We start from the raw sequence: 26,874 nt of genomic DNA on the forward strand, positions 1-26,874 counted from the left end.
ACATGTTCTTTTACAATAGTTTTAATAACGGTATGAGCAATTTCTTCTTTTTGATAATTGTATTTTAGCTAATGCCTACATGCGGCACTTATGATCTCAAAAGAAGCATATTCAAAAAAGATTAAGGAAGAAGCCAAGCGCTTGGGTTTTTTGTCATGTGGTATTTCTAAAGCTGAATTTTTAGAAGAAGAAGCCCCACGACTCGAAGAATGGCTCAATAAAAATATGCATGGCGAAATGGGGTATATGGAAAACCATTTTGACAAAAGACTTGACCCTACGAAGTTGGTCGAAGGTTCAAAGTCCGTCATATCATTAATACTTAATTATTATCCAGTGGAAAAACAAAACCTAGATTCCTATAAGATTTCTAAATATGCATTTGGGCAGGATTATCATCATGTTATAAAATCTAAACTAAGACAGCTCCAAGAATTTATGTTAGAAGAAATAGGCGATGTACATGGTCGTGCATTTGTTGATTCCGCTCCCGTTTTAGATAAGGCATGGGCAGCAAAAAGTGGTTTGGGTTGGATCGGTAAACATAGTAACCTTTTAACACAGCAGGTAGGTTCATTTTATTTTATTGCAGAATTAATCGTAGATCTAGAATTGGATTATGATACACCCGTTACAGACCATTGTGGCACATGCACTGCATGTATCGATGCTTGCCCCACAGATGCAATAGCAGCGCCTTATGTGGTTGATGGTAGTAAGTGTATTTCATATTTTACCATAGAGCTGAAGAACGAGATACCTAATGAATTTCATGGAAAATTTGATGATTGGATGTTTGGTTGTGACGTTTGCCAAGACGTCTGCCCTTGGAATCGTTTTTCTAAATCGCATCAAGAACCATTGTTTAATCCGCATCCAGAATTACTCTCTATGACCAAGAAAGATTGGGAAGAGATTACAGAAGACGTTTTTAAAAAAGTATTTCAAAAATCTGCCGTAAAACGCACTAAGTTTTCAGGTTTACAACGTAACATCAAATTTCTAAAGTAGCAATAGCATTAACGAAATCGTTTTCGTTGTCAAATTCACTTTTTTAAGATTAAAAAACTATCAAAACATCAAAGATTATAGTATATTGAAAGGATATATTAATTAAGGCAAGCAATGTATTGTCGCTCAATTTAATATCCAAACCAACTATGAAAATCAATAAACCTAAATTAAGTTTCTGGCAGATATGGAATATGAATGTTGGATTCTTTGGTATCCAGTTTAGTTTCGGACTTCAGCAAACTGCTATAAATCCTATTTTTGAGTTTCTAGGAGCTCATCATAATGAACTACCACTTTTAAATTTAGCAGGACCGGTCACGGGGTTATTGATTCAACCAATTATTGGGGCAATAAGTGACAAAACATGGTTGCCGAAGTGGGGAGGTAGACGCAAGCCTTTTTTCTTAATTGGTGCAATTGCAGCCAGTCTTTGTTTATTTGCATTTCCTTTTAGTCCTAGTCTTTGGTTCGCTGTTGGCCTACTATGGATTCTTGATGCTGCAAATAATACAGCAATGGAACCTTATCGTGCCTTTGTAGGAGATAAACTCCCCGATAATCAATTAACTTTCGGTTACCAAATGCAAAGTCTTTTTGTGGGTGCAGGAATCACTTTGGCTAATTTTTCATTGTTTTTATTTCAAGATTGGTTTAGTATCCCTGTTGATACTACTGCAAGTTTATGTACAACAAGTACTGAAGTAGTGAGTTCTATCCCTAAATGGGTATACTATTCATTCTTTTTAGGAGCAATCGCATCGATAGGAACTATTCTTTGGTCGGTTTGGAAAACACCTGAAATACCTCCATCAGAAGAAGAATTGGTTGAAATAAAAGAATTTAATAAAGATAAGCCCTCTCCTCTAATACAAATTTTGAGTGTGCTTTTTGTGGTGTTTTCTGTTCCTGTTTCATTGGGTTTTCTAATAGGTTATGCCTTTCCGTATTTATTTGAGAATATAAATCTTTGGGTGATTATTGTATTGATTATTGCCTTTATTTGGTTATTCATTTTATATAGAATAATTAAAAATAATAGTAATAATAGAACAATCAAGAAACTTGGTGATGTATTGGCCCCTTTCATTGAGTCTGCCGATGCGATCGGAACAATGCCCGTCTTTTTATGGAAACTTTCCGCGGTATACTTTTTTCAATGGTATGCATTATTTTGTTATTGGCAGTTTATAACTCCAATGATTCGTAAGAGTTTACTTGGCATTACCAGCAATGATACTAAAAGATATGATGGTATTATTGAAGCCTGTAAGACTGGAGTAGAAATTAGCAGTAGCGATACTGCATTTGCCCAAAATATAAAATTACTATCTGAGCAGGCACTGGCACAAACTGGATTGATGAATGGGACATATAATTTTGTTACAATGATTACTGCTCTTGCTTTAGTGCCCTTAGCAGCGAAATACAGTTCGAAATTGGTATATTCTGGAAGTTTGATTCTTACTGGTATAGCAATGTTGAGTATGCCTTATATAGGCAATCAATATGTACTTTTAATTCCCATGGTCTTATTCGGAATTGGATGGGCAGCTATGATGGGTATTCCATATGCAATGGTCTCGAAGGTTATACCAGAGGAAAGAAGAGGTGTATATATGGGAATTGTTAATATGATGATTGTTATACCAATGCTAATTCAAACCGTTTCTTTCGGTCCAATTATCGAAAACTTCTTAGGAAATGACGCCGTAAATGCGATTTTGTTTGGCGGTGTATTCTTTATTATTGCAGCAATCCTCGCGATGCGTTTAAATGTATCTAAAGAGTAATTTCATGAAAAATACAGGTATAAAAATTTCACTGTTTCTGAACTATTTTGTTTTTGCCATTTTACTGAATAGCGTAGGTATCGTTATTGCAAAATCAATAAATGTTTATGGGGTAAGTGAATCTCAGGCATCAGTTTTAGAGGCGTTTAAAGATTTGCCTATTGCCATAATTTCATTTATCGTAGCTTCTTTTTTACCACGTTTCGGTTATAAAAAAGCCATGCTCACGGGGCTGGTAATTGTCTTCTTGGGTTGCTTATTTATGATTTTTGGCAACACTTTTTTTTCTACCAAAATCCTTTTTATGTCGATTGGTGTGAGTTTTGCGTTGATTAAATTATCGGTATACTCTTTAATTGGAATTATAACCAATTCTAAAAAGGAACACTCTTCTCTAATGAGTTCTATTGAGGGGTTTTTTATGGTAGGTATTGCTTTTGCCTATTTTTTGTTTCCTGCTTTTTATTCCGAAACCGATGAAAATGCCTGGCTTAATGTTTACTATGTACTACTGGTTATAATTGCCTTGGCCTTTGTTTTTCTTTTGTTCTCAAAAGTTGAATACACTGTTGATGCTATTGGTTCTAATCTAAAAGAAGACTTGGCACAATCATTAAAACTTATCATTGTACCCTTAGTGTTGGTCTTTTTGGCCTCAGCTTTCTTTTTTGTGATGATCGAACAGGGTATTATGACCTGGTTGCCTAGATTCAATGAAAAGATTTTTAGGTTCGATGAGGTATTAGCAACGCAAATGGCCGTAATATTTGCCTTGTCACTCGCCGTTGGAAGGTTTATAGCCGGCTACTTGACCAAAAGAATGTCTTGGGTGTTTTTGGTAATTGTTTGTGTTGTTATTTCTGGTGGTATTCTCTTAGCAGTTTTACCGCAATTAAAAGTAGATGGTGATACTTTGGTTGAGATTAAAAGTTTAGGAGATGTACCGATTTTAGGATTCGTTTTGCCGCTAATAGGCCTTTTTATCGCACCGATATATCCTTTGTTGAATTCTACAGTGTTAAGTTCGCTGAAGAAAAGTCTTCACTCTCCAATGTCGGGATTAATAATTATTTTTTCCGCTCTAGGGGGTACCTTAGGTTCAAGAATTGTTGGTGAATTGTTCGAAAGCATTGGCGGGGCGAACGCCTTTTATTTTCTATTGATTCCCATGTTCTTATTGATAGTATTTGTTTTATTAATTGATAGAATTTCTAAGAAACAAACGGCGGTAGATTCATGATATTTAAATTACCAATAGAAGAAACCCTAAACAAATTATTACTTCAAGAGGATACCGATAAGGATAAAAAAATCACCAAGGAGGATAAAGGGCCAAAAAACTTCACTGTAAGCTCTGAAGATGGAAAGGATTATGAAGTGAAAGGAACCTATTTCTTATCAAACCTTTTGCAGGAGCTAGCTTTGGAAAAAAAGTTGGGGAAGTCCGAGGCAATAATCCCATTGTACAAAATTGAAGAAGCTCCTTCTTCTAGAATTCCTAGAATGATCAAAGATTATTTCTGGGACGATTTAACGCGTACTATCGATGAAAAAGGCCTTAATGCAATTCTTTCTGACGATAAGACCTCTGGTGGCATACAACGATTATATGTTCCTCATGATGATGAAATCGGGAAAGCTTATTTCAAAAACATTCAAAAGCAAAAAGGAAATGTGAAGGTTGAAATTCTGCCTAAGAATATTACACCAGAATATGTAAAATCAATAAATACAAAACCGGGTATTCTTGCACTAAAGTTAGAAAATGATAAAGGCGTTCCCTTTGTTGTCCCTGGTGGAAGATTTAATGAAATGTACGGATGGGACAGTTATTTTGAAGGTGTTGGACTTCTTTTAGATGGTAGATTGGATTTGGCTAAAGCCATGGTTGATAATTTCTGTTATCAAATTAAGCATTACGGCAAGATTTTAAATGCAAATCGTTCCTACTATCTAACCCGAACGCAACCTCCTTTTTTAAGTTCTTTTATTAGAGAGGTCTATGAAGCGGATACTTCTATCGGATTAGATTGGCTTTCTTCGGTTTTGAAAATTGCAATTTTAGAATACAATTCGGTTTGGATGCTTCCTGAAAAACGGCTTACATCTAACGGGCTGAACAGATATCTGGCTGAAGGTATCGGTATTCCGCCAGAAACCGAACCTGGGCATTTTGATGAGGTACTAGCTGAGTATGCTGAAAAACACGAGCTTTCTGTAATGGAATTTGAAGAAAAATATGCTTCTGGTAAGTTAACGGATAAAGATTTAGATACCTATTTTATACACGACAGAAGCTTGCGTGAAAGTGGTCATGATACCTCATGGCGTTTAGATGATTGTTGTGCTGATTTAAATACCGTAGACCTAAACTCACTTTTGTATAAATATGAAACAGATTTTGCCCATTTAATTTCAGTTTATTTTAATGGAGAGTTGGTGGATGGTAAAGGGGTGAAAACTACAGCTGGGTTTTGGTCGAAAAGAGCTGAAGAGCGTAAAAAATTAATGAATTCGTTCTTGTGGGACCCTGATAAGAAAACCTTCTTTGACTACAATATAGTGTCCGGGGAACGAACCAATTTTGAATCCGCCACAAATTTTTATCCGCTTTGGGTACAGTCTTGTAGTAAAGAACAAGCCGATTTGTTAGTAAAGAAATTATGTAAAGCCTTTAAGGCTAAGGGCGGAATTCTTGCAACCACCATGACAGCGGTTGAAAAACTGGCTATGGGGAAAGAACAAAAACAATGGGATTATCCAAATGGTTGGGCGCCGCATCAGATGTTAATATGGAAAGGGCTTTTAAATTACGGTTTTGAAAAGGTAGCGCATGAATTTATATACAGATGGTTGTGGATGATAACCAGAAATGCAGTGGACTATAATGGTACTATTCCTGAAAAATATGATGTAGTTGCCTGTACGCATAAAGTATATGCAGAATATGGCAATGTAGGCACCGAGTTTGACTACATAACTACTTCAGGTTTCGGTTGGATGAATGCTTCCTATCAATACGGATTAAGTTTATTGCCCAAAAACTTGATCATTAGTTTAGATAAATTAGAAGATCCTGACACTCTTTTTAGCAAAACTTAATCGAATACAATTACCTTTGTTTCTTATCAGTATATGAAATGAGTAAAGAGAAACAACGCCGAGAAGCTTTAGTTTATCATGCAAAACCACAGCCTGGTAAGATTAAAGTTGTTCCAACGAAACCATACGCAACACAAAGAGATTTAGCACTGGCCTATTCACCAGGGGTGGCAGAACCATGTTTGGAAATTAGTAAGAACAAGGAAGATGTTTATAAATACACTGCCAAGGGTAATGTGGTGGCGGTCATATCTAACGGTACTGCTGTTCTAGGTTTAGGGAATATTGGCCCTGAGGCCTCAAAACCCGTAATGGAAGGTAAAAGTTTGCTCTTTAAAATCTTTGCTGATATCGATGGAATCGATATAGAACTCGATACTGAAGATGTAGATAAATTTGTTGAAACGGTAAAGATTATAGCGCCGACTTTTGGAGGTATAAATCTAGAGGATATAAAGGCTCCGGAAGCGTTTGAAATTGAACGAAGATTAAAAGAAGAGCTCGACATTCCCGTAATGCATGATGATCAGCACGGTACGGCAATCATATCTGCTGCTGCATTATTGAACGCCCTTGAGCTTACCGAAAAGAAAATGGAAGATGTGCGAATTGTGGTCAGTGGCGCGGGGGCCGCGGCAATTTCTTGTACAAGACTCTACAAGGCTTTTGGTGCTCGGGCCGAGAATATTGTAATGCTCGACAGTAAAGGTGTTATTAGAAAAGATAGAGGTAACCTTTCTTCTCAAAAGGAAGAGTTTGCCTCTGATAGAAATATTTCTACCTTGGAAGAAGCCATGGTAGATGCCGATGTTTTTATCGGTCTGTCTATGGCGAATATTGTTTCTCCAGAGATGTTAAAGTCTATGGCCAAGAACCCTATTGTTTTCGCAATGGCAAATCCTGATCCAGAAATTGAATATGATTTGGCATGCAGTACCCGAGATGATATTTTAATGGCGACGGGGCGTTCAGACCATCCGAATCAGGTAAATAATGTTTTGGGCTTTCCCTTTATTTTTCGTGGGGCTTTAGATGTAAGGGCGACCAAAATAAATGAGGCAATGAAGATGGCTGCGGTTAGGGCTTTGGCCGAACTTACCAAAGAACCAGTGCCTGAGCAGGTTAATATTACTTACGATGCGACGAGACTTACTTTTGGTAAGAACTATATAATTCCAAAACCATTTGATCCAAGATTAATAGCAAAAATTCCTCCTGCGGTGGCAAAAGCAGCAATGGAGAGTGGGGTTGCAAAAGCACCTATTACAGATTGGGATAAGTATGAAGAAGAACTGATGCTTCGTTCAGGCAATGATAACAAAACGGTTCGTATGCTTCATAATAGGGCCAAGGTGAATCCGAAGAGGATTGTTTTTGCAGAAGCTGAGTTACTCGACGTTTTGAAAGCTGCGCAAATAGTTCATGAAGAAGGCATTGCCATACCTATTCTTCTAGGTGATAAGGATATCATCAATAAACATAAAAAAGAGCTGGAGTTTGAGGCCGATGTTACCATAATCGACCCAAGATCAGAAGAGTCAAAAACGGTCAGAACCATGTATGCCGATAAGCTTTGGCAACTTCGTAAACGTAAGGGAGAAACCCGATATAGTGCAAAGGTCAACATGGGCAAACGCAACTATTTTGGTGCTATGATGCTGGTCGAAGGCGATGCCGATGGTATGATTTCAGGTTACTCAAGAGCATATCCAAAAGTATTGAAGCCCGTTTTTGAAGTTTTAGGAAGGGCCAATGGCGTAACCAAAGCATCTACGGTAAATATTATGATAACAGAAAGAGGTCCAATGTTTTTGGCAGACACGTCTATCAATATTGATCCGAATGCAGAAGAATTGGCAGAAATTGCCCAAATGACGGCAAACGTGGCTTCTACATTTGGTTTTGATCCGGTTGTGGCCATGTTATCATATACGAATTTTGGTTCTTCAAATCATAAAGGAGCCCAAAAAGTTAGGGATGCTGTGAGAATTCTGCATGAAAAAAATCCTGATTTAGTGGTAGATGGCGAGATACAGACAGACTTTGCACTTAGCCAAGACCTATGCCATAATAATTTTCCATTTTCGAAACTGGCAGGTAGAAAGGTAAATACCTTAATATTTCCGAATCTCGATGCTGCGAACATTACCTATAAGTTATTGAAAGGGCTAAACAATTCCGATTCTATTGGGCCCATCATGATTGGATTAAAAAAATCCGTGCATATCTTACAGCTTGGGGCTAGTGTCGATGAAATGGTAAATATGGCTGCGGTTGCGGTTATTGACGCCCAAGAGCGTGAGAAACGCAAGAAGGCTAAAATGGGCAAATAGGCTAGTATATAAAATTCACTTCCATAAAATGATACATCACCTTAAAGGAAAATTAGTAGAGAAAAACCCAACTTACGTTGTAGTTGAATGCAATGGAGTAGGTTATTTTTTGAATATTTCTTTACATACATTTTCATTATTACCAAGTGATGAAAATATTACACTCTATACGCATTTTCAAGTAAAAGAAGATTCCCATACACTATTTGGCTTTTCGGATAAAGCAGAGCGTGAAATTTTTAGATTATTACTTTTGGTTTCGGGTATTGGAGCCAGCACTGCCAGAACGATGTTATCTTCTTTGAACCCTACTCAAGTTAGGGATGCAATTGCAAGTGGTGATGTAGCTACAATCCAAGGAATAAAGGGGATTGGAGCCAAGACAGCACAGCGTGTTATTTTGGATCTTAAAGACAAGATTTTAAAAGTCTACGATATTGATGAAGTTTCACTACAATCGAACAATACAACGAAAGAAGAAGCGTTATCTGCATTAGAGGTTCTTGGTTACACAAGAAGACAATCTGAAAAAGTTGTGGAAAGAATACTTTCTCAAGATTCCTCGCTGAGCGTTGAGGGCATTATTAAGTCCGCGCTTAAAAATTTGTAAGTAGTTTGAAGATAGGGGTAAAATCATTTCTTAAATCTAAAAGATTTAGGCAGTTTTTCTTTTGCATTGTGTTTCTTGGTGTCGCTACTACTGCGATGGCACAAGATACCAACGAACAGGCAACGGATTCTGTAAAAACTGGATTTGAAATAGGTAAACTAGTCCTAGAAAATCCTGATAGCATAGTTTCTAAATATACCTACGATGAAAAAATTGATCGTTATGTGTATAAAGAAACTATTGGTGAATACAATATCAATTACCCGTTATTCTTAACTCCAGACCAGTATTTTGAATTGGTCCGTAAAGAATCGATGAAGTCTTATTTCAAGGAGAAAATAGACGCTTTTACGGGCAGAAAAGAAGGTTCTGAAGAAGCACGTAAAAACCTACTTCCTAACTTTTACGTGAACAACAACTTTTTTGAGTCAATCTTTGGTGGAAATACAATCGAGGTAATTCCCCAAGGTTCCGTAGCGATGGATTTAGGTGTGATATGGCAGAAGAATGATAATCCTGCACTATCCCCTAGAAACCGAACAAATCTTTCGTTCGATTTTGACCAACGCATTAGTTTGAGTATGCTCGGTAAGGTTGGTGAACGACTTCAGGTTTCAGCTAATTATGATACGGAGGCTACTTTCGATTTTCAAAATCTAGTCAAACTTGATTATACCCCAACGGAAGACGATATACTTCAAAAGATAGAGATCGGTAATGTAAACATGCCCCTGAACAGTTCTTTGATTACCGGGGCACAAAGTTTATTCGGCGTTAAAACACAATTACAATTTGGTAGAACTACGGTAACAGCAGTTTTCTCAGAACAACGCTCACAGAACAATACGGTAGTTGCTCAAGGTGGGGGAACACTAAATGAGTTTGCCCTAACAGCTTTAGACTATGACGAAGACAAGCACTTTTTCTTGGCACAATACTTTCGTGATAATTATGATAGTGCCCTTGCTAACTATCCATTTATTCAAAGTCAGGTTCAGATTACACGATTAGAAGTTTGGGTAACCAATAGAAACCAGCAAACGTTAAACGTAAGAAATGTAGTCGCTATCCAAGATTTAGGAGAGGCAGTGTCGGAACAAACCAGAATAGGAAACCAAGGTGGAGCTCCTGCGGGCTTTTTTAATGCCTCTTCCGCGAATGGTCTCCCACAGAACAATGCAAATGATTTTGACCCTGAATTGATTGGAGCTGGAGGCGCTTTGACCAATTCGATTCGTGATATTGCAACTGTAGATGCAGGATTCAATGTTCCTGGGTATGTCATAAATCAAGGATTTGATTACGCTATTTTAGAGAACGCTAGAAAACTGGAGCAAGGAAGAGATTATCAGTTTGATCAACAGTTAGGATATATCTCGTTAAATCAACGCTTGAGCAATGATGAGGTAATCGGGGTGGCCTTTCAATATACTTTTAATGGGCAGGTTTTTCAAGTAGGTGAGTTTGCCAATGGCGGTATAGATGCTACTACGGTTTCCGGAGGTGTAAATCCAATAATAGAAAACAATACGCTAATACTAAAGCTGCTAAAAAGTAATATTACCAATGTAGACGACCCAATATGGGATTTGATGATGAAAAACATCTACGCTACAGGGGCTTTTCAATTAAGTCAAGAAGACTTTAAGCTTAACATTCTATATTCAGATCCTACACCAAGAAACTATATCACTCCGGTAGACCCTAATGCTGGTTGGCCCGCCGGTTTTGAAGATAGAATACTGATCAATATTTTTAATCTCGACAGACTAAATATCTACAATGACGTTCAGGCAGGGGGTGACGGTTTCTTTGATTACGTTCCGGGTATTACAGTTGACACACAAAGTGGTCGTATCATCTTTACCAAGGTAGAGCCGTTTGGAGAATTCTTATTTGAACAATTAGGCGGGGGTACATATGATGTTGAAAATGATCAAGGTTACAATGTGAATCAACAGCGCTACGTATTTCGAAACATGTATGCGAAAACTAAGGCAGCTTCATTGCAAGATGCTGAAAAGAACAGGTTTCAACTAAAAGGACGCTATAAATCACAAGGGAATAATGGAATTCCTATCGGCGCATTCAATGTTCCAAGGGGGTCTGTAAGAGTTACTGCCGGTGGACGGCAATTGCAGGAGGGTATCGATTATACCGTAAATTATCAGGCCGGCACGGTACAATTGTTAGACCCGAGTTTAGAAGCATCTAATACACCGATAAATATTTCAGTTGAAAACAACGCTGTTTTTGGGCAACAGACAAGGCGTTTTACAGGCATTAATGTAGAGCACAAGTTTAACGAAAACTTTGTCTTGGGCGGAACGCTTTTGAATCTTAATGAACGGCCATTGACTCAAAAGTCAAATTTTGGAGTAGAACCTGTAAACAATACGATATTTGGTCTTAATGGTAATTTTAGTACAGAAGTTCCCTTTCTGACGCGACTGGCTAATAAACTTCCGAATATCGATACTGATGTTCCGTCTAATCTGTCGATTAGGGGAGAAGTTGCGGTTTTACAGCCTAACTCACCCAAGAATGCCGATTTTCAAGGGGAAACCACTACATATTTAGATGATTTTGAAGGTGCACAAGCTTTAATTGATATTCGTTCTTCACTTGGCTGGTCATTAGCGAGTCCACCATTGGAGTTTGCACCTGGTGGACAGTTGGAAGGAAGTACTCCTGAAGACCCTAACAACTTATTAAATGGTTATGGTAGAGCTAAAATGGCTTGGTACACTATTGATCCTATTTTTTATACCAATCAACGCCCGGCCGGGGTTACGGATAATGATATTTCTTTAAACCCTACACGTAGGGTTTTCATTGATGAGGTATTTCCTCAGGTAAATATTGCCCAGGGTCAGACAACAGTACAGGGAACATTGGATATAGCCTATTATCCAAACCAAAAGGGCCCTTACAATGCAAACCCAAGCTTTGAAACAGAGCAACCTAATGAAAAATGGGGTGGCTTAATGCGTTCTTTGAGCAGTACCAATTTTGAGCAGTCGAATGTAGAATTCGTTCAATTTTGGGTTTTAGATCCTTACGTTGATGGTATCACCCCAAATACGAATGCCGGTGAATTGGTGTTGAATTTGGGTAACATTTCAGAAGATATTCTAAAGGATGGTAAAAAACAGTACGAGAATGGGTTGCCAGGTGTAGATAGTAACGATTTGGTCGCCCCGACATCTTGGGGTGAAGTGCCAGCAACGCAGTCATTAGTTTATGCTTTTGATGCTGACGAGACGAATCGAAGCTTACAAGATTTAGGATATGATGGTTTGGCCAATGCAGAAGAAGCGGCTATATATAATGGTCCGGCAGAAGATCCGGCTTTAGATGATTTTCAGTATTATTTAAATAGAGAAGGTGGTATACTTGAAAGATATATCGATTTTAATAACCCTGATGGTAATTCTCCTGTTGCAGTGACCAATACCAATAGAGGCTCAACAACTTTACCCGATGTAGAGGATATTGATCGTGATTTAACAATGAACACCGTAAATAGCTATTATGAATATCGTATTCAGATTAGACCTAATACTACCATTAATGATCAATACGTTACGGATATCAGAGAAGGAGTAACCCCTGAACTTCCTAATAATACGCAGTTAAATAGAAGATGGATTCAATATAAAATTCCTTTAAGCGATTTTACAAATGCAGTAGGCGGAATTACCGATTTTCGTTCCATAAGTTTTATGAGAATGTACCTAACCGGATTTACCGATGATGTGGTGCTTCGTTTTGCAACCTTAGATTTGGTAAGAGGAGATTGGCGTAGTTATACCAACACCTTGCAACCAGGTGTTGATGATATACCTGGCGACGATGGTACGATTACAGACGTAAACGCGGTAAATATTGAGGAAAATGAGCAGCGGACCCCAATCCCTTATGTATTGCCTCCAGACGTTGTTCGTGAGCAATTGAACAATAACAACACGATTATCAATCAAAATGAACAGTCGTTATCTTTTGTGGTCGAAAATTTAGAATCTGAAGATTCGAGAGGTGTTTTTAAAAATGTAAACATAGATGTGCGACAGTATGAGCGTATTAAAATGTTCATGCATGCTGAAAAAATAGTGGATAGCGATTATTCTAATGACGATACTCCATTAGTAGGGTTTCTAAGAATTGGAACCGACTTTTCAGAGAATTTTTATCAGATAGAATTACCCTTACAGTTTACTCCTTTTGGTTCAGGAACAGCTGAAGCGGTCTGGCCAGAGGTCAATGAGCTTAATATTGCTTTGTCTGATTTGAACAAAGTAAAATCTCTTGGTATATCCAATGGAACTTTAAATGATATTAACTATTATGAAGTTGTAGATGGAGAAGTGGTTCCGGTTAGTGAATTCGCGCCTAGAACTTTAGGTAGAAACAGAATTGGTATTCGTGGAAACCCTTCTTTGGGAAGTATACGAGGTATGATGATCGGGGTAAAAAATGATGATGATTTGCCTGCAAGAGGTGAAGTATGGTTCAACGAACTGCGTTTAGCCGGATTGGATAATAATGGCGGATGGGCAGCCGTAGCGGCTATTGACGCGAATATGGCCGATTTTGCAAATGTAACCGCAACTGGTAGTACCAGTACTTCTGGTTTTGGTTCCATAGATCAAATGCCCAATGAAAGGGCTCGTGAAGACGCCATGTCGTATGATGTCGTTACCAATGTAAATGTAGGCCAATTGTTCCCTAAAAAATGGGGACTTCAAATACCTTTTAACTATGGGATATCCGAAACCCTAATCACACCTGAATTTGATCCTGTTTACGATGATTTAAAGTTAGATGATAGAATTGCAGCCGCCCAAACTCAGGAAGAGGCAGAAACTATTCTTGAACAGGCTGAAGATTATACAAAAAGAACGAGTATCAATTTAATTGGTGTTCGAAAAAATAGAGGAGAAGAGGCCGAAGAGAATTTCTATGATATTGAAAACTTTACCTTTAACTATTCGTATAACGAAACAAATCATCGCGATTTTGAAGTTGCCGATTTGCAAGATCAAAACGTGACTACGGGCTTTGTTTACAATCATAATTTTAAACCGGCACCGGTAGCACCTTTTGCAAAAAAAGATTCACTCTTTACAGGTAAATACTGGCAATGGTTAAAAGAACTAAATCTTAATTTACTGCCAACAAGTGTATCGGTTAATGCAAATTATAACCGGTCTTTTAATCAGCAACGTTTTAGAGATGTTCTAGAACCCGGTGTAGATGCATTAGACCTACCTTTATTACAGCAACGAAATTACCTTTTTAATTGGCAGTATGCTTTAAACTATAGTTTGACAAAATCGCTGCGGGTGAATTTAACTGCTTCGAATAACAATATAGTTCGTAACTATTTTAACATCGATGAAGATTCAGACTCGGGCATTAACCAAGATTTGGATTTATGGGATGGTTTCTTCGATATAGGAGAACCGAACAGGCATTCGCAACAAATGCAGGTAAACTATAAATTACCTTTTGATAAGATTCCATTCTTAAGTTTTATAGATTCTGAATATTCATATACGAGTAATTTCGATTGGCAACGCGGTGGTGATGCCTTAAATGAAGTGGCCGGTGAAGATATTAATACGGTTCAAAACGCCAATACCCATAACCTGATCATGAACATGCAAATGCAAGGTTTTTACGATATGATCGGTTTAAAAAAGCGAGATGGTAAAATAGCACCTGCTAGGGCCAATCCATTGGCAAGAACTGATAAAGCCGGTAATCCATCTTCGAAAGCACAAGATGAAAAACCCAAAAAGAAATCGGGCAAAGGTTTCAACACGCTTGTAGACATCTTGACTATGGTAAAACGTATCAATGTCAACTACAGTGAAAATAACGGTAAAGTGCTACCCGGGTACACGCAATCCATTGGTTTTATTGGTACCAGAAGGCCGTCTTTAGGTTTTGTTTTTGGCAGTCAAAGAGATGTCCGTTTTGAAGCAGCTAGAAACGGGTGGTTAACTACCTTTCCAGAGTTCAATTCGCAGTATCTAGAAAACACGAACAAACAATTAAGTATTGTTGCAACGGCCCAACCGACCCAAGATTTAACAATTGACTTGACCGCTGATAGACGTTTAACAACAAATTATCAAGAAAACTTTCAGGTGAATGATTTAGGCTCCGGGCAGTTTGAATATGAAAACTTGTTGGGTAATAACTTCGGTAATTTTAGTATTTCTACCATGATGATCGGTACCGCATTTGGTAAAAGTGATGAGTTTGATTCCGAGACCTTTGAAGAGTTTAAAGCTAACAGAATTACTGTTGCTAATAGGCTGGTGTCTGATAGAAACCAGAATACGGGTAATGTGGATGCCGAAGGATTTCCAGAAAGGTACGGAAAAACACAGCAAGAAGTTTTGCTTCCTGCATTTTTTGCGGCATATACAGGGCAAGATGTAAATAGGGTAAACCTAGACGCTTTTAGGCAGATACCAATTCCGAATTGGAATATAAAATATACCGGGCTTATGAAGCTCAAAAGCTTCAAGAAAAAATTCAAACGTTTTTCATTGAGTCATGGCTATAGAGCTGCTTATAGCATCAATTCGTTTCAAACAAATTTAGAGCGACAAAACGGAGCAATAGATACTGAAACCGGAGATTTCTTACCTGAAAACATCATTAATAACGTGATATTGACCGATGAGTTTAGTCCATTAATGCGTGTCGATTTTGAAATGAAAAATTCGCTGAGTGTTTTGGCCGAGGTAAGAACTGATAGAACCTTGTCGTTAAGTTTTGATAATAACCTATTGACTGAAATCAATGGGAAAGAATACACTGTTGGTCTAGGCTATCGTTTCAAAGATGTAAAATTTGTCACCAATATCGGGGGGCAAAAAACACGTCTGAAAGGCGATTTAAATTTAAAGGCAGATTTATCACTTCGTGATAATATTACAATTATCAGGAATTTGGATATCGATAATAATCAAATCACCTCGGGTCAAAATTTATGGTCCATAAAGTTCACGGCTGATTATGCGCTAAGCAAGAACTTGAACGCCTTGTTCTTTTATGATCATTCTTTCTCTAAGTTCGCGGTTTCCACGGCTTTCCCGCAAACTACCATAAATACAGGATTTACACTTAGATACAACTTCGGCAACTAACTTGTTTTTAGTAGCTATGATCTAGTTGAGATTTCTTTTGAAAACTCGTATTTATTCTTATACATTTGTTTGCATATCAAAATAGCATTCAAATGAATATTCCTTCCGAATTAAAGTACACAAAAGACCACGAATGGGTTAAGATTGATGGTGATGTTGCAACTGTTGGTATTACCGACTTTGCCCAAGGAGAACTTGGTGACATTGTTTATGTAGAAGTAGAAACTTTAGATGAAACTCTAGATAAAGATGAGGTTTTTGGCACGGTAGAGGCAGTAAAGACAGTTTCTGATTTGTTTTTGCCACTTACTGGTGAAATTATAGAATTCAATGAGTCTTTGGAAGATGAGCCAGAAAAAGTGAACTCAGATCCTTATGGCGATGGTTGGATGATTAAGATTAAGATTAGTGATTCTTCCCAGGTAGCCGAATTGTTAAGTGATGCCGATTATAAAGAATTAGTAGGTGCATAAAAAGCATTTATTTACAACTTTGTTTTTAAGCTGGGTGGTGTTAATAACATCACTCAGCTTATTTTCTTTTTCAGGTTTTGATAATGCAATCGGTATTGGAATGCCTCATATGGATAAAATCACCCATTTTGTCTTTCACCTCGGTTTTGTGGTATTGGGGTATCTTTTTATGAAGGAACGTGCCAAAGGTCTTTTTAACGAGCAGCAAGCATTACTTAAAATAGTAATAGCAGCTATTGTTTATGGGCTGCTAATTGAAGCTTTGCAATATATGATGCCTTTTGGTAGAGTAGCAGAAATTTCAGATGTATTAGCCAATGTTGGTGGTGCAATTTTTGGCTGTTTACTCATTAAAAAGTATTTTTCACTCAGTGAGAAGTTAAAATGACTCATTATAATTGTCATTTTATCGAATTAATATTTAAATTAGCAAACACTAAAATCAAATTAATATGGAACCAAAAAAGAATCCAAAAGCTGATGTAGGTAGAAATAGCAGTCTTTATTTCGTAATAGGACTAGCTGCGGTTATGGCATTGGTTTATGGAGCTTTAGAGTATAAGAACTATGACGATGATGGTGGTTATGACATCAGCCTTAATGTAGAAGATCAGCTAGATGAAGAGGTGCCGATGACGGAGCAGATTAAAACGCCTCCACCACCGCCTCCGCCAGCTGCTCCAGAGGTAATCGAGGTTGTAGAAGATGAAGAAGAGGTAGAAGAAACGGTTATAGAATCTACTGAGACCAGCCAAGAAGAAGAAGTAATGGAAGTTGAGGATGTTGAGATGGAAGAGGTAGATGAAGACATTTCGGTTCCTTTTGCTGTTATTGAAGATGTACCTGTTTTTCCCGGTTGCGAAAAGGCAAGTAATAAAAAGGCGTGTTTTCAAGAGCAAATGAACAAGCACATACGTAAAAATTTCCGTTACCCTGAAATTGCTCAAGAAATGGGTGTGCAGGGTCGTGTTAGTGTAGTTTTTGTTATTCAGAAAGACGGTAGTATCGGTAATATCAGAATGCGTGGTCCGGATAAAAATTTGGAGGCTGAAGCGTTGCGTATTATTAAAAAACTTCCTAAAATGACTCCTGGTAAGCAAAGGGGTAGGGCGGTAAAAGTACCATTTAGTATTCCTATAAACTTTAAATTACAGTAAGCGGATATGCTTTCAATACATAAAAAAAGGCTCGGTTTTCCGAGCCTTTTTTATTGCTATAAATCCAGCGAATTCGTTGCAAAAGAACATGCTCGGCAGTATCTTTGCAGGCCAATAGCGTTTGCGAATGAAGTCTGCTACAGGCACTCTTATCAATTCTGGTTTTTCCTCAGTTCTTTCTGATTTTAAAGAAATCACAAAGGTGCGATTGGCTGTAAGTGTTGTCTTCTCCTCAATAGCAGGATACTTTCTAGGGGCATATGAGTTACAATGGTCCGCTATTTTGCTTTTGGCCTTTGGGGGGTATTGTATGGTAGGTGCCTCTAACGCCTTTAATCAAGTGATAGAGCGAGATTTGGATGCGTTGATGAAGCGAACTCAGAATAGACCTATTCCTTCAGGAAGAATGTCTGTATCCAGCGCTATGACAACGGCAGTAATACTTACTGTTTTGGGTATTGTGGCGCTTTATATTCTTAGCCCTAAAACGGCAATGTTCGGTGCAATTTCCATCTTTTTATATACCAGTGTTTATACGCCGCTTAAAACGAAAACACCGTTGGCGGTCTTTGTTGGTGCAATACCTGGGGCAATACCATTTATGTTGGGTTGGGTAGCAGCGACTGACGATTTCGGTATAGAACCTGGTACATTGTTCATGATTCAGTTTTTCTGGCAGTTTCCCCATTTTTGGGCACTAGGTTGGATGTTGGACGAGGATTACAAAAAAGGAGGATTTAAAATGTTGCCCACTGGCAAAAAAGATACGGGTACGGTATTACAAATTATTTTATACACGATTTGGATGATAGTAATTTCCATCATGCCGGTATTTGGGTTCACGGGTAGGCTTCATCTTTCTATCCCAGCGGCAGTAATTGTATTCGTAATGGGTGTTGTAATGCTCATTTTTGCCTTTAAATTATATGAAAAAAGAGATAACAAAACTGCAAGAAGTTTAATGTTGGCAAGCGTCAGCTATATTACATTAATGCAGATTGTATACGTAATTGATAAATTTATTTAAGGTTTAGGTATGGATTTAACACAAGGTACGGCTAAGGAAAAGCATGAGAGGTCAAAAAAAATGATGCTCTGGTTTGGCATTATTAGCCTGGTTATGGCCTTTGCTGGTTGGACCAGTGCTTACATAGTAAGTAGTAAGCGTGAAGATTGGTTAGATAATATAGAACTACCGCAGGCTTTCTTTATCAGCACGGTATTGATAATTATTAGCAGTATCACCTATATTCTGGCAAAAAGAGCCGCAAAAAAGAACTATCAAAAACAAGTGACCAACTTTTTGTTGATTACGCTGGTTTTAGGAATAAGCTTTATAGTGCTTCAATTCGTTGGGTTCTCTCAGATGTTAGAGAGCGGTTACTATTTCACGGGGCCTACAAGTAATATAAAAATGTCATATGTGTTTCTTATCGCATTTGTACACATACTGCATGTAGTTGCAGGACTAATTTCATTGTTAGTAGTGATAACCCAGCAATTAAGAAAAAAATATACGCCAGAAAATATGTTGGGGCTAGAATTAGGAGCAACATTTTGGCATTTTCTAGATATTTTATGGGTCTATTTAATCGTATTTATGTTTTTTGTAAAATAAATCGCTTTTGAAAAAGTTTTCAACCCAGAATATCTTTTTCCAATAGCGCAAAAGATGTAAATTTGCTAAAGTTTTATTAAAACGCCTTTTTTATGGATACAACGGCAACGACCGGTACTGAAGAAAACGTTTGGGGAGGTGGTAACAAACCCCTAGGAGCTAGTTATGGTAAAATGATGATGTGGTTTTTCATCGTTTCCGATGCATTGACCTTTTCGGGTTTCTTGGTAGCTTATGGATTTTCAAGATTTAAATTTATTGAGACTTGGCCCATAGCCGATGAGGTATTCACGCACGTTCCGTTTTTTCATGGCAACTATCCGATGATTTATGTGGCCTTTATGACGTTTATTTTAATTATGTCATCTGTGACAATGGTTTTGGCTGTTGACGCTGGTCACCATATGAAGCAGAAGAAGGTTATCATATATATGTTTTTGACCATTATCGGGGGTGCTATTTTCGTTGGTTCACAGGCATGGGAATGGGCAACCTTTATCAAAGGCGATTTTGGAGCTTTAGAAACCAAAGGTGGTCGCGTATTGCAATTTGTAAAAGCCGATACCGGTGAACGTGCTGCTATTGCCGACTTTGCCGTTATCTTAGAAGAAGATAGAGTGGCCAATACAAGAGATAAAGGTGTGTGGTTTAATGCTGATGAGGCATCTTTGACTTCGCTTTCATTGAATGAGGTAATTACCGGGTTTAAAGCCAACCCGAATATTCTAATAAGAACTGAAAAGATCAATGAAGAGGGTGAGAAGACACTTTTAAATAGGGAGGAGTCTCTTTTAAAACTTACCGACGCTGTGCGTGTTGTTGAGGGTGCAAATCTTGTTAGAAATGAATATGGTAGTCGATTATTTGCAGACTTTTTCTTTTTCATTACTGGTTTTCACGGTTTCCACGTTTTTTCGGGTGTAGTTATCAATATCATTATCTTTTTTAATGTAATTCTTGGTACCTACGAAAAGAGAGGGCACTATGAGATGGTTGAAAAAGTTGGTTTGTACTGGCACTTTGTAGATTTAGTGTGGGTATTTGTATTTACATTCTTTTATTTGGTATAATTTAATTGTCAATCCTTCAGAAATAGGAACTTATAATAAAGCTTACGCGATATGGCGCACGAACATAAATTAGAAATTTTTAGAGGTCTTTGGAAGTTTAAATCGAACACTCAGAAGATTTGGGGTGTTTTGGCTTTTCTAACGCTGGTAACTACGATTGAAGTTGTTTTAGGTATCATAAAGCCTGAATTTTTAATCAAGACTTCTTTCTTGGAAATGAAATTGCTAAACTGGATTTTCATAATCCTGACTTTAGTTAAAGCGTATTATATCGCTTGGGATTTTATGCACCTTAGAGATGAAAAAAGTTCTTTAAGAAGAGCTATTGTTTGGACGCCGATATTCTTGGTAGTGTATTTAATTACCATATTACTTTTTGAAGCAACGTATATTTATGATGTATTCAAGAATGGCTTTATGGCTTGGGATTTTTAGTATGCTGAACTAGATAAAGTATAGTTAAAAAGACGGTTTTTAAAGCCGTCTTTTTTATTTTTGTTTATGCCAAACTTGTTTTGGTATCTGCTTATTTTTATTGAATTTATTTTGTGAAAACATAAAATAATTCAATTCGATGTTTTATGAAAAAAGTCTTTGTTTTAGTAGTGTTATTTATACTCCCGTTAGTGGCGTATCTCTTTTTTGCCTCAGGAGTCAATAACTTTGGAAGGTTACCGGTACTAACGGAAAAAGTCTCTGATATTTCCACCATATCCAAAAATTATACTTTTGAAGATAAAATCACCATCTTGGGTTTTGTAGGTAACGATGTTAATCGCGTTAAAGGGAATTTATTTAATCTAAATCAAAAAATTTACAAACGTTTTCACGAGTTTAATGATTTTCAAATGATAATGGTTGCCCCTATCGGGGTTGAAAAAGAAGTTGTAGATCTAAAAGAAGAATTAGGGCAACTGGCAGATGCGAAAAAATGGAATTTTGTATTTGTAAAACCTGAAGAGATAAAGAACCTTTTTGATGGTTTAAAAACTGATTTGTCACTTGATAAAAACCTTGGGAACCCTAATGTATTTATTATAGATAAAAAATTGAGCTTGAGAGGAAGAGATGATGACGAAGACGAGAAAGTGAAGTACGGTTTTAACACGATATCTGTAGCGGAATTGAACAATAAGATGGAGGATGATGTAAAAATCATTCTTGCTGAATATAGACTAGCCTTAAAAAAGAACAATGCCGACAGGAGCAAATAATAATAAAAAATACACCTATGTATGGGTCTCTTTAGTGATACTTGTATTTGGTATAATTTTTATCCCAAGAATTGTTGACCGTTTGAAAAGCGATTCTGTAGTGGTTAATGATAGGCTGGCAAATGCAAATACCATAAGCGATTTGTCTTATATCATGAATAATGGTAAAAAGCGCAAGGTCCCCAACTTTTCTTTTTTAAATCAAGACAGTGTTTTGATTTCCAATAAGGATTATCTGGGTAAGGTTTATGTTGTTGAATTTTTCTTTACCACCTGCCCGACCATTTGCCCTATCATGACGCAAAATTTGGTGACGCTACAGGAAACCTTTGAGAATGAAGCAGATTTTGGGGTAGCATCGTTTACCATAAACCCAAGGTACGATACGCCGACCGTTTTAAAAAAGTATGCCGTGAAACATGGGATTTCGAATCCTGATTGGCATTTAATGACCGGCGAGCAGAGCGAAATCTATGATCTGGCCAATAAAGGCTTTTACATTATGGCGAATGAAGAGAATGAAGCTCCTGGCGGGTTTGAGCACTCTGGCGCATTTGCTTTGGTCGACAAAGAGGGGTATATCCGTTCGAGAAATGATCGTTTTGGTAATCCGATTATTTATTACCGAGGTACTATAACAGAAAAGCAAGGAGTCAATGATGAGGGAGAGGTACAGCAGATTACTTCATTAAAAGAAGATATTAAAAATTTATTGGCCGAATAAGTGAAGACACAGAAAGTAAATGAGAAAAAAATAAGGGTTTGGATAACTATTTTGTCGATAGCCATACCCTTGGTTGTGGCTGTTCTTTTTGGGTATAAAATACCAAATGCTGAGCCACTCCGTTTTTTACCACCTATTTATGCTACAATTAATGGGCTAACAGCATTATTTCTAATTGCAGCAGTTATAGCAATAAAAGAAGGAAATCAAAAATTACATCAAAACCTTATGACCACCTGTATTTTGTTTTCGGTGGCCTTTTTGGGTATGTATGTGGCATACCATATGACATCGGAATCAACCTCGTACGGTGGTGAAGGCATAAGCAGGTATTTTTATTTTTTTATTTTAATATCGCATATCGCACTTTCTATAATTATAATACCATTAGTTTTAATCACTTACAGTAAGTCATACTTTTTTAAAGATTTTGTGGCCCACAAAAAGTGGGCAAGATTTACTTTTCCAATATGGTTGTATGTGGCTGTTACCGGGGTAATAGTTTATTTGATGATATCACCTTACTACCAATGAAAAAAAAGATAATAATAGTATTAATATTGGTTTTGATGCTTTTTCCAGAAATGGTTGAGGCACAGTGCGCCATGTGTCGGGCGGCCTTAGAAAGTGAAGCCGATAATAGCCAAGCAGAGGGTATTAATAATGGCATTGTATACCTGATGGCCATTCCTTATATCTTGGTTGCGGGGTTATTTTTCTTTATTTATCGCAAGTTAAAAACCAGAAGTACAGCGGTTTAACATTTTTTTTACAAAAAAGTGTAACAAATAAGGCTAACTTCAGTCTTATTAGGGTACGGTAACGTATTCATCAATCATCAAAAAACCAACCCAATGTTTGACATCGAGAGATGGCAAGAGATATTTGACACTATTCGCAAGAACAAATTGCGAACCTTCCTCACTGGTCTATCTGTTGCTTCAGGTATTTTTATTCTAGTTATTTTATTAGGTTTTGGGCAAGGCATGCAAAATGGTATTGAGGCCGAATTTAAAGGCGATGCCGCAACCAGTATCTGGGTATGGCCCAATAGAACTACAATTGAATATAAAGGTCTTAATCCGGGTAGAAGAATTCAGCTAAGAAATGAAAATTTTGATGTCATTGAAAATCAAATGGGTGATGAATATGACAGTGGTTCTGTACTATACTTTCCTAGAGGAGTAAAAGTGGTCTATAATAATGACCTTTTGGTCTATAATGTGGCTGGTACGACCGGCGACTTACAGCCCATTGAAAATGAATACTTATCAGAAGGGCGATATATAAACCAGGCAGATGTAGAAAATAATGCCAAGGTAGCTGTTATCAGTAATAAGATTAGAAGAGAAGTCTTTGCCCATGTAGATTCTCCGCTTGGAGAGTATTTGACCATTTCTGGAGCAGGATTTAAAATTGTTGGTGTTTTCGGTGAGTACGGTGATGATGAGGGAGAAGAGGAAAGAATATTTATTCCTATCACCACTGCTCAACTTGCTTTTAATGGCAGCGATAAGCTGAATAACTTAAATTATCTATTGCCCGATCAGGGATCGCTCAATGCAACTGTCGCAAATACAGATAGATTCATTAAAGAAATGAAAACCTACCTGAACGAATACCATGGAGTATCTCCCGAAGATGATAGGGCAATCCGCGTATGGAACCCTATTGAAGAGGCAAAACGCTATTACGGACTCACAGGTAACATTAAGTTTTTCTTCTGGTTTGTGGGAGTCTGTACCATAATTGCCGGGGTAGTTGGGGTAAGTAACATTATGTTGATCGTAGTTAAAGAACGGACGAGGGAAATAGGCATTAGAAAAGCTTTAGGTGCCAAGCCATGGGGAATTGTAGCCATGATTTTACAAGAATCTGTTTTTGTTACTGCTATTTCGGGGTTTTCAGGACTAATTTTTAGCATGGCCATTTTAGAAGTAGTGGGCCCTAATGTAGAAATAGATTATGTGGTTAACCCATCGGTGAATTTTACAGTTGCCTTTTCAACGGTGATTGTTTTGGTAGTTGCAGGTGCAATTGCGGGTTTTTTTCCTGCTTGGCATGCAGCTAGAGTACATACCATTGAAGCATTAAGAGACGAATAGCATTATGTTTAATAAAGATCGTTGGAAAGAAATTATTGAAGTGCTGACTAGTAATTGGTTCAGAACGATACTTACGGCTTTTGGTGTCTTTTGGGGCATTCTTATTTTGATTATACTTCTTGCTGCAGGTAAAGGTCTGGAGAATGGCATTAAGCAAGACTTTAACGGGGTGGCCACAAATACGATGTTTATGTGGACACAGAATACCACAATGGCATATCAAGGCCTACCTGAGGGGAGAAGGTTCAATTTTAAACTTGAAGACGTAGAACTATTGCGGCAGAATGTCCCCGAGCTCAAAATCATTTCGCCTAGAAATGCCCAACGAGGGCCAAGCGGTGTAGATAATGTGGTTTACGGCACGGAAACCGGATCCTACAGAATTTTTGGAGATTACCCTGAAATAATTCTGCAAAACCCCATGTATGTCGCCAAAGGACGCTTTATAAATTATAACGACATAAAAGAAAAGCGTAAGGTGGTTGTTATTGGAGATGGAATAAGAAAAGACTTATATAAAGAAGACGAGGAGGTTTTAGGTACTTATCTTAAGATTAGCGGCGTAAATTTTATGGTCGTTGGCACTTATAAGGAAAAAACAAGTAATGGTAGTAACCAAGATAGTGAGCGGCAGATCTATGCTCCATTTACATCGTTTTCCCAGGCTTTTAACAGAGCCGATAATGTAGGGTGGATGGCCTTGACCGCAAAGGATGGAAAATCAATAAGTAACCTAACGGATAAAATAATAAATACCGTCAAAAAAAGTCGAAAGGTACACCCTGATGATGAAAGGGCTATTGGCTTTTTTGATTTATTTAGACAGTATAATAGGGTAGAAACTCTTTTTTCCGCAATGCGATGGATAGCTATTATCGTTGGAACATTAGTTTTAATCTCGGGAGTTATAGGTATTAGTAATATCATGCTTATAGTGGTTAAGGAGCGGACAAAGGAAATAGGTATAAGAAGAGCACTTGGTGAAGCACCATGGTCTATAAAAAAACAGATTCTTATGGAGTCTATATTTCTAACTATAATCTCTGGCATGACAGGTATTATAACGGGGTCTTTGTTTATCTATGGTATTAACGCCCTTTTGGATAGTGTAGGCCCGGTAGACATGTTTTTAAATCCAAATGTAAGTGTTGGTGTAGTTGCAATGGCCTTAATAATACTAGTTGTTTCGGGCTTATTTGCTGGCTTTATACCAGCTCAGAGTGCCATAAAAGTAAGACCTATAGACGCATTAAGAACAGAATAAAAATAGAAGATAGCTAATTAAGAGATTTTCAAATTGAAAATCTTGGAGTGTAAATTCCGAATAAATAAATCAATCAAAAATGAAAAAATCAGTAACCATTATCATCCTTTTAATTATTGTTCTAGGTTTTGGAGGAGCCATGTATTATTTGTATCAAAAGAACGCTGAAGACCCTGTTGTATATGAGACGGAACAGGCAGAAAAACAAAATATTATAAAGAAAACCGTAGCTACAGGAAGTATTTTGCCTTTAGAGGAAGTATTGATCAAACCAAATATTTCTGGTGTTATTGAAGAAGTGTATGTTGAAGGTGGTGATTATGTGAAGTCTGGCGATCTGTTGGCGAAAATAAAGGTTGTGCCAAATTTGAATGCTTTGATTGATGCACGCAATGCTATAGAAGATGCAAAAATCAACTTAGCCGATCAAAAGCGTAATTATGATCGGCAGCTCTCCATTTTTAATAAAGGAGTAATTTCTCAAGCGGATTTAGATAGGGCGCAAGTCACTTATGATCAAGCAAAACAGGCCTATAGCGCGGCAAATAAGCGTTTTGACATTGTAAATACGGGTACTACTCGTGGTTTTGGCAATTCGGCCAATACATTGATAAAATCTACTGTAAGCGGAATGGTGTTAGAGGTGCCTGTAGAAGTAGGTAATCAGGTCATCGAAAGTAACAATTTTAACGAAGGTACTACGATCGCCGCCATTGCCGACGTCGAAAAAATGATTTTTGAGGGTAAAGTTGATGAATCGGAAGTAGGAAAAATTAAAGAGAATCTTCCTCTCGAAATAACTGTGGGTGCAATTGAAAATAAAGTTTTCAATGCGGTATTGGATTATATTGCGCCTAAAGGTAAAGAAGAAAACGGCGCCATTCAATTTGAAATTAAAGGAACACTTAAAAAACAGGATACTACATTTATTAGAGCTGGCTTGAGTGCCAATGCATCTATTATTTTGGCCAGAGTAGATAGTGTTTTGGCTATCAAAGAAGCCCTGGTGCAGTTCGATGAGGAGACAAAAAAACCTTTCGTGGAAATTGAAACCGGAAATCAGCAATTTGCGCGTAAAGATATCGAGCTGGGTATTAGTGACGGTATTAACGTAGAGGTCAAATCTGGTATTTCAATTGAAGATAAAATTAAGGTTTGGAACGGAATCGAGTCTGAAGAGGAGAACGACTAACCTTTTAACAAAACTTTTTAATATTTCTTGTAACAAATCTAC

The 26,874-nt window shown here is 37.5% G+C and carries 21 protein-coding genes; all 21 read left to right on the forward strand.

The genetic code is table 11. The features are described 5' to 3' along the window. Positions 1–90: 90 nt before the first annotated feature. The 21 genes from queG (at position 91) to ACFSQJ_RS16175 (ending at position 26,832) form a co-directional block, all read left to right on the forward strand. Positions 91–1,011: a tRNA epoxyqueuosine(34) reductase QueG gene (queG, locus tag ACFSQJ_RS16075; RefSeq protein ID WP_377767983.1), complete on the forward strand. Its 921-nt coding sequence runs from the start codon at positions 91–93 to the stop codon at positions 1,009–1,011. A gap of 149 nt (positions 1,012–1,160) precedes the next feature. Beyond that, a complete protein-coding gene (locus ACFSQJ_RS16080) occupies positions 1,161–2,804 on the forward strand; it encodes an MFS transporter (RefSeq protein WP_377767984.1) in 1,644 nt (547 codons plus the stop codon). 4 nt (positions 2,805–2,808) lie between these two features. After that, a complete protein-coding gene (locus tag ACFSQJ_RS16085) occupies positions 2,809–4,044 on the forward strand; it encodes an MFS transporter (protein ID WP_377767985.1) in 1,236 nt (411 codons plus the stop codon). Continuing rightward, entirely contained in the window at positions 4,041–5,906 is a 1,866-nt protein-coding gene (locus ACFSQJ_RS16090; RefSeq protein ID WP_377767986.1) for a trehalase family glycosidase, read from the forward strand. The genes ACFSQJ_RS16085 and ACFSQJ_RS16090 overlap by 4 nt, the downstream gene beginning before the upstream one ends. Before the next feature lie 38 nt (positions 5,907–5,944). Next, positions 5,945–8,239 carry an NADP-dependent malic enzyme gene (locus ACFSQJ_RS16095; protein WP_377767987.1) on the forward strand — a complete coding sequence of 765 codons (2,295 nt, stop codon included), beginning with the start codon at positions 5,945–5,947 and terminating at the stop codon, positions 8,237–8,239. A 28-nt stretch (positions 8,240–8,267) separates the two neighbouring features. After that, the gene (gene ruvA / locus ACFSQJ_RS16100) at positions 8,268–8,849 is read left to right on the forward strand and encodes a Holliday junction branch migration protein RuvA (protein ID WP_377767988.1); all 582 of its coding nucleotides are present in this window, start codon (positions 8,268–8,270) and stop codon (positions 8,847–8,849) included. 5 nt (positions 8,850–8,854) lie between these two features. Beyond that, on the forward strand, positions 8,855–16,015 hold the full coding sequence (sov, locus tag ACFSQJ_RS16105; RefSeq protein WP_377767989.1) for a T9SS outer membrane translocon Sov/SprA: 7,161 nt from the start codon (positions 8,855–8,857) through the stop codon (positions 16,013–16,015). Positions 16,016–16,107: 92 nt separating this feature from the next. Beyond that, positions 16,108–16,488 carry a glycine cleavage system protein GcvH gene (gcvH, locus tag ACFSQJ_RS16110; RefSeq protein WP_377767990.1) on the forward strand — a complete coding sequence of 127 codons (381 nt, stop codon included), beginning with the start codon at positions 16,108–16,110 and terminating at the stop codon, positions 16,486–16,488. Next, the gene (locus ACFSQJ_RS16115) at positions 16,481–16,876 is read left to right on the forward strand and encodes a VanZ family protein (protein ID WP_377767991.1); all 396 of its coding nucleotides are present in this window, start codon (positions 16,481–16,483) and stop codon (positions 16,874–16,876) included. The genes gcvH and ACFSQJ_RS16115 overlap by 8 nt, the downstream gene beginning before the upstream one ends. A gap of 64 nt (positions 16,877–16,940) precedes the next feature. Then, positions 16,941–17,645: an energy transducer TonB gene (locus ACFSQJ_RS16120; RefSeq protein WP_377767992.1), complete on the forward strand. Its 705-nt coding sequence runs from the start codon at positions 16,941–16,943 to the stop codon at positions 17,643–17,645. A gap of 127 nt (positions 17,646–17,772) precedes the next feature. Further along, positions 17,773–18,672 (forward strand): heme o synthase, encoded by a 900-nt coding sequence (gene cyoE / locus ACFSQJ_RS16125; protein ID WP_377767993.1) that lies wholly within the window; start codon positions 17,773–17,775, stop codon positions 18,670–18,672. A gap of 9 nt (positions 18,673–18,681) precedes the next feature. Next, positions 18,682–19,263, forward strand: coding sequence for a cytochrome c oxidase subunit 3 (locus ACFSQJ_RS16130; protein WP_377767994.1), 582 nt, complete (start codon positions 18,682–18,684; stop codon positions 19,261–19,263). A gap of 92 nt (positions 19,264–19,355) precedes the next feature. Further along, a complete protein-coding gene (locus tag ACFSQJ_RS16135; RefSeq protein WP_377767995.1) occupies positions 19,356–20,333 on the forward strand; it encodes a cytochrome c oxidase subunit 3 in 978 nt (325 codons plus the stop codon). A gap of 51 nt (positions 20,334–20,384) precedes the next feature. Continuing rightward, positions 20,385–20,768 carry a cytochrome C oxidase subunit IV family protein gene (locus ACFSQJ_RS16140; RefSeq protein WP_377767996.1) on the forward strand — a complete coding sequence of 128 codons (384 nt, stop codon included), beginning with the start codon at positions 20,385–20,387 and terminating at the stop codon, positions 20,766–20,768. Between the two features lie 146 nt (positions 20,769–20,914). Beyond that, positions 20,915–21,547: a hypothetical protein gene (locus ACFSQJ_RS16145; RefSeq protein WP_377767997.1), complete on the forward strand. Its 633-nt coding sequence runs from the start codon at positions 20,915–20,917 to the stop codon at positions 21,545–21,547. After that, positions 21,528–22,271: an SCO family protein gene (locus tag ACFSQJ_RS16150; RefSeq protein WP_377767998.1), complete on the forward strand. Its 744-nt coding sequence runs from the start codon at positions 21,528–21,530 to the stop codon at positions 22,269–22,271. The genes ACFSQJ_RS16145 and ACFSQJ_RS16150 overlap by 20 nt, the downstream gene beginning before the upstream one ends. Further along, positions 22,272–22,805, forward strand: a complete 534-nt coding sequence (locus ACFSQJ_RS16155; protein ID WP_377767999.1) for a DUF420 domain-containing protein — start codon at positions 22,272–22,274, stop codon at positions 22,803–22,805. Then, positions 22,802–23,032, forward strand: coding sequence for a hypothetical protein (locus ACFSQJ_RS16160; protein ID WP_377768000.1), 231 nt, complete (start codon positions 22,802–22,804; stop codon positions 23,030–23,032). Before ACFSQJ_RS16155 ends, ACFSQJ_RS16160 begins: the two co-directional genes overlap by 4 nt. Before the next feature lie 93 nt (positions 23,033–23,125). After that, positions 23,126–24,376: an ABC transporter permease gene (locus ACFSQJ_RS16165; protein ID WP_377768001.1), complete on the forward strand. Its 1,251-nt coding sequence runs from the start codon at positions 23,126–23,128 to the stop codon at positions 24,374–24,376. A gap of 4 nt (positions 24,377–24,380) precedes the next feature. Next, positions 24,381–25,640, forward strand: a complete 1,260-nt coding sequence (locus tag ACFSQJ_RS16170) for an ABC transporter permease (protein ID WP_377768002.1) — start codon at positions 24,381–24,383, stop codon at positions 25,638–25,640. 79 nt (positions 25,641–25,719) lie between these two features. Beyond that, positions 25,720–26,832 carry an efflux RND transporter periplasmic adaptor subunit gene (locus ACFSQJ_RS16175; protein WP_377768003.1) on the forward strand — a complete coding sequence of 371 codons (1,113 nt, stop codon included), beginning with the start codon at positions 25,720–25,722 and terminating at the stop codon, positions 26,830–26,832. Positions 26,833–26,874 lie beyond the last annotated feature (42 nt).

The organism is Croceitalea marina (genome assembly GCF_042684265.1).
Taxonomy (GTDB): Bacteria; Bacteroidota; Bacteroidia; order Flavobacteriales; family Flavobacteriaceae; genus Croceitalea; species Croceitalea marina.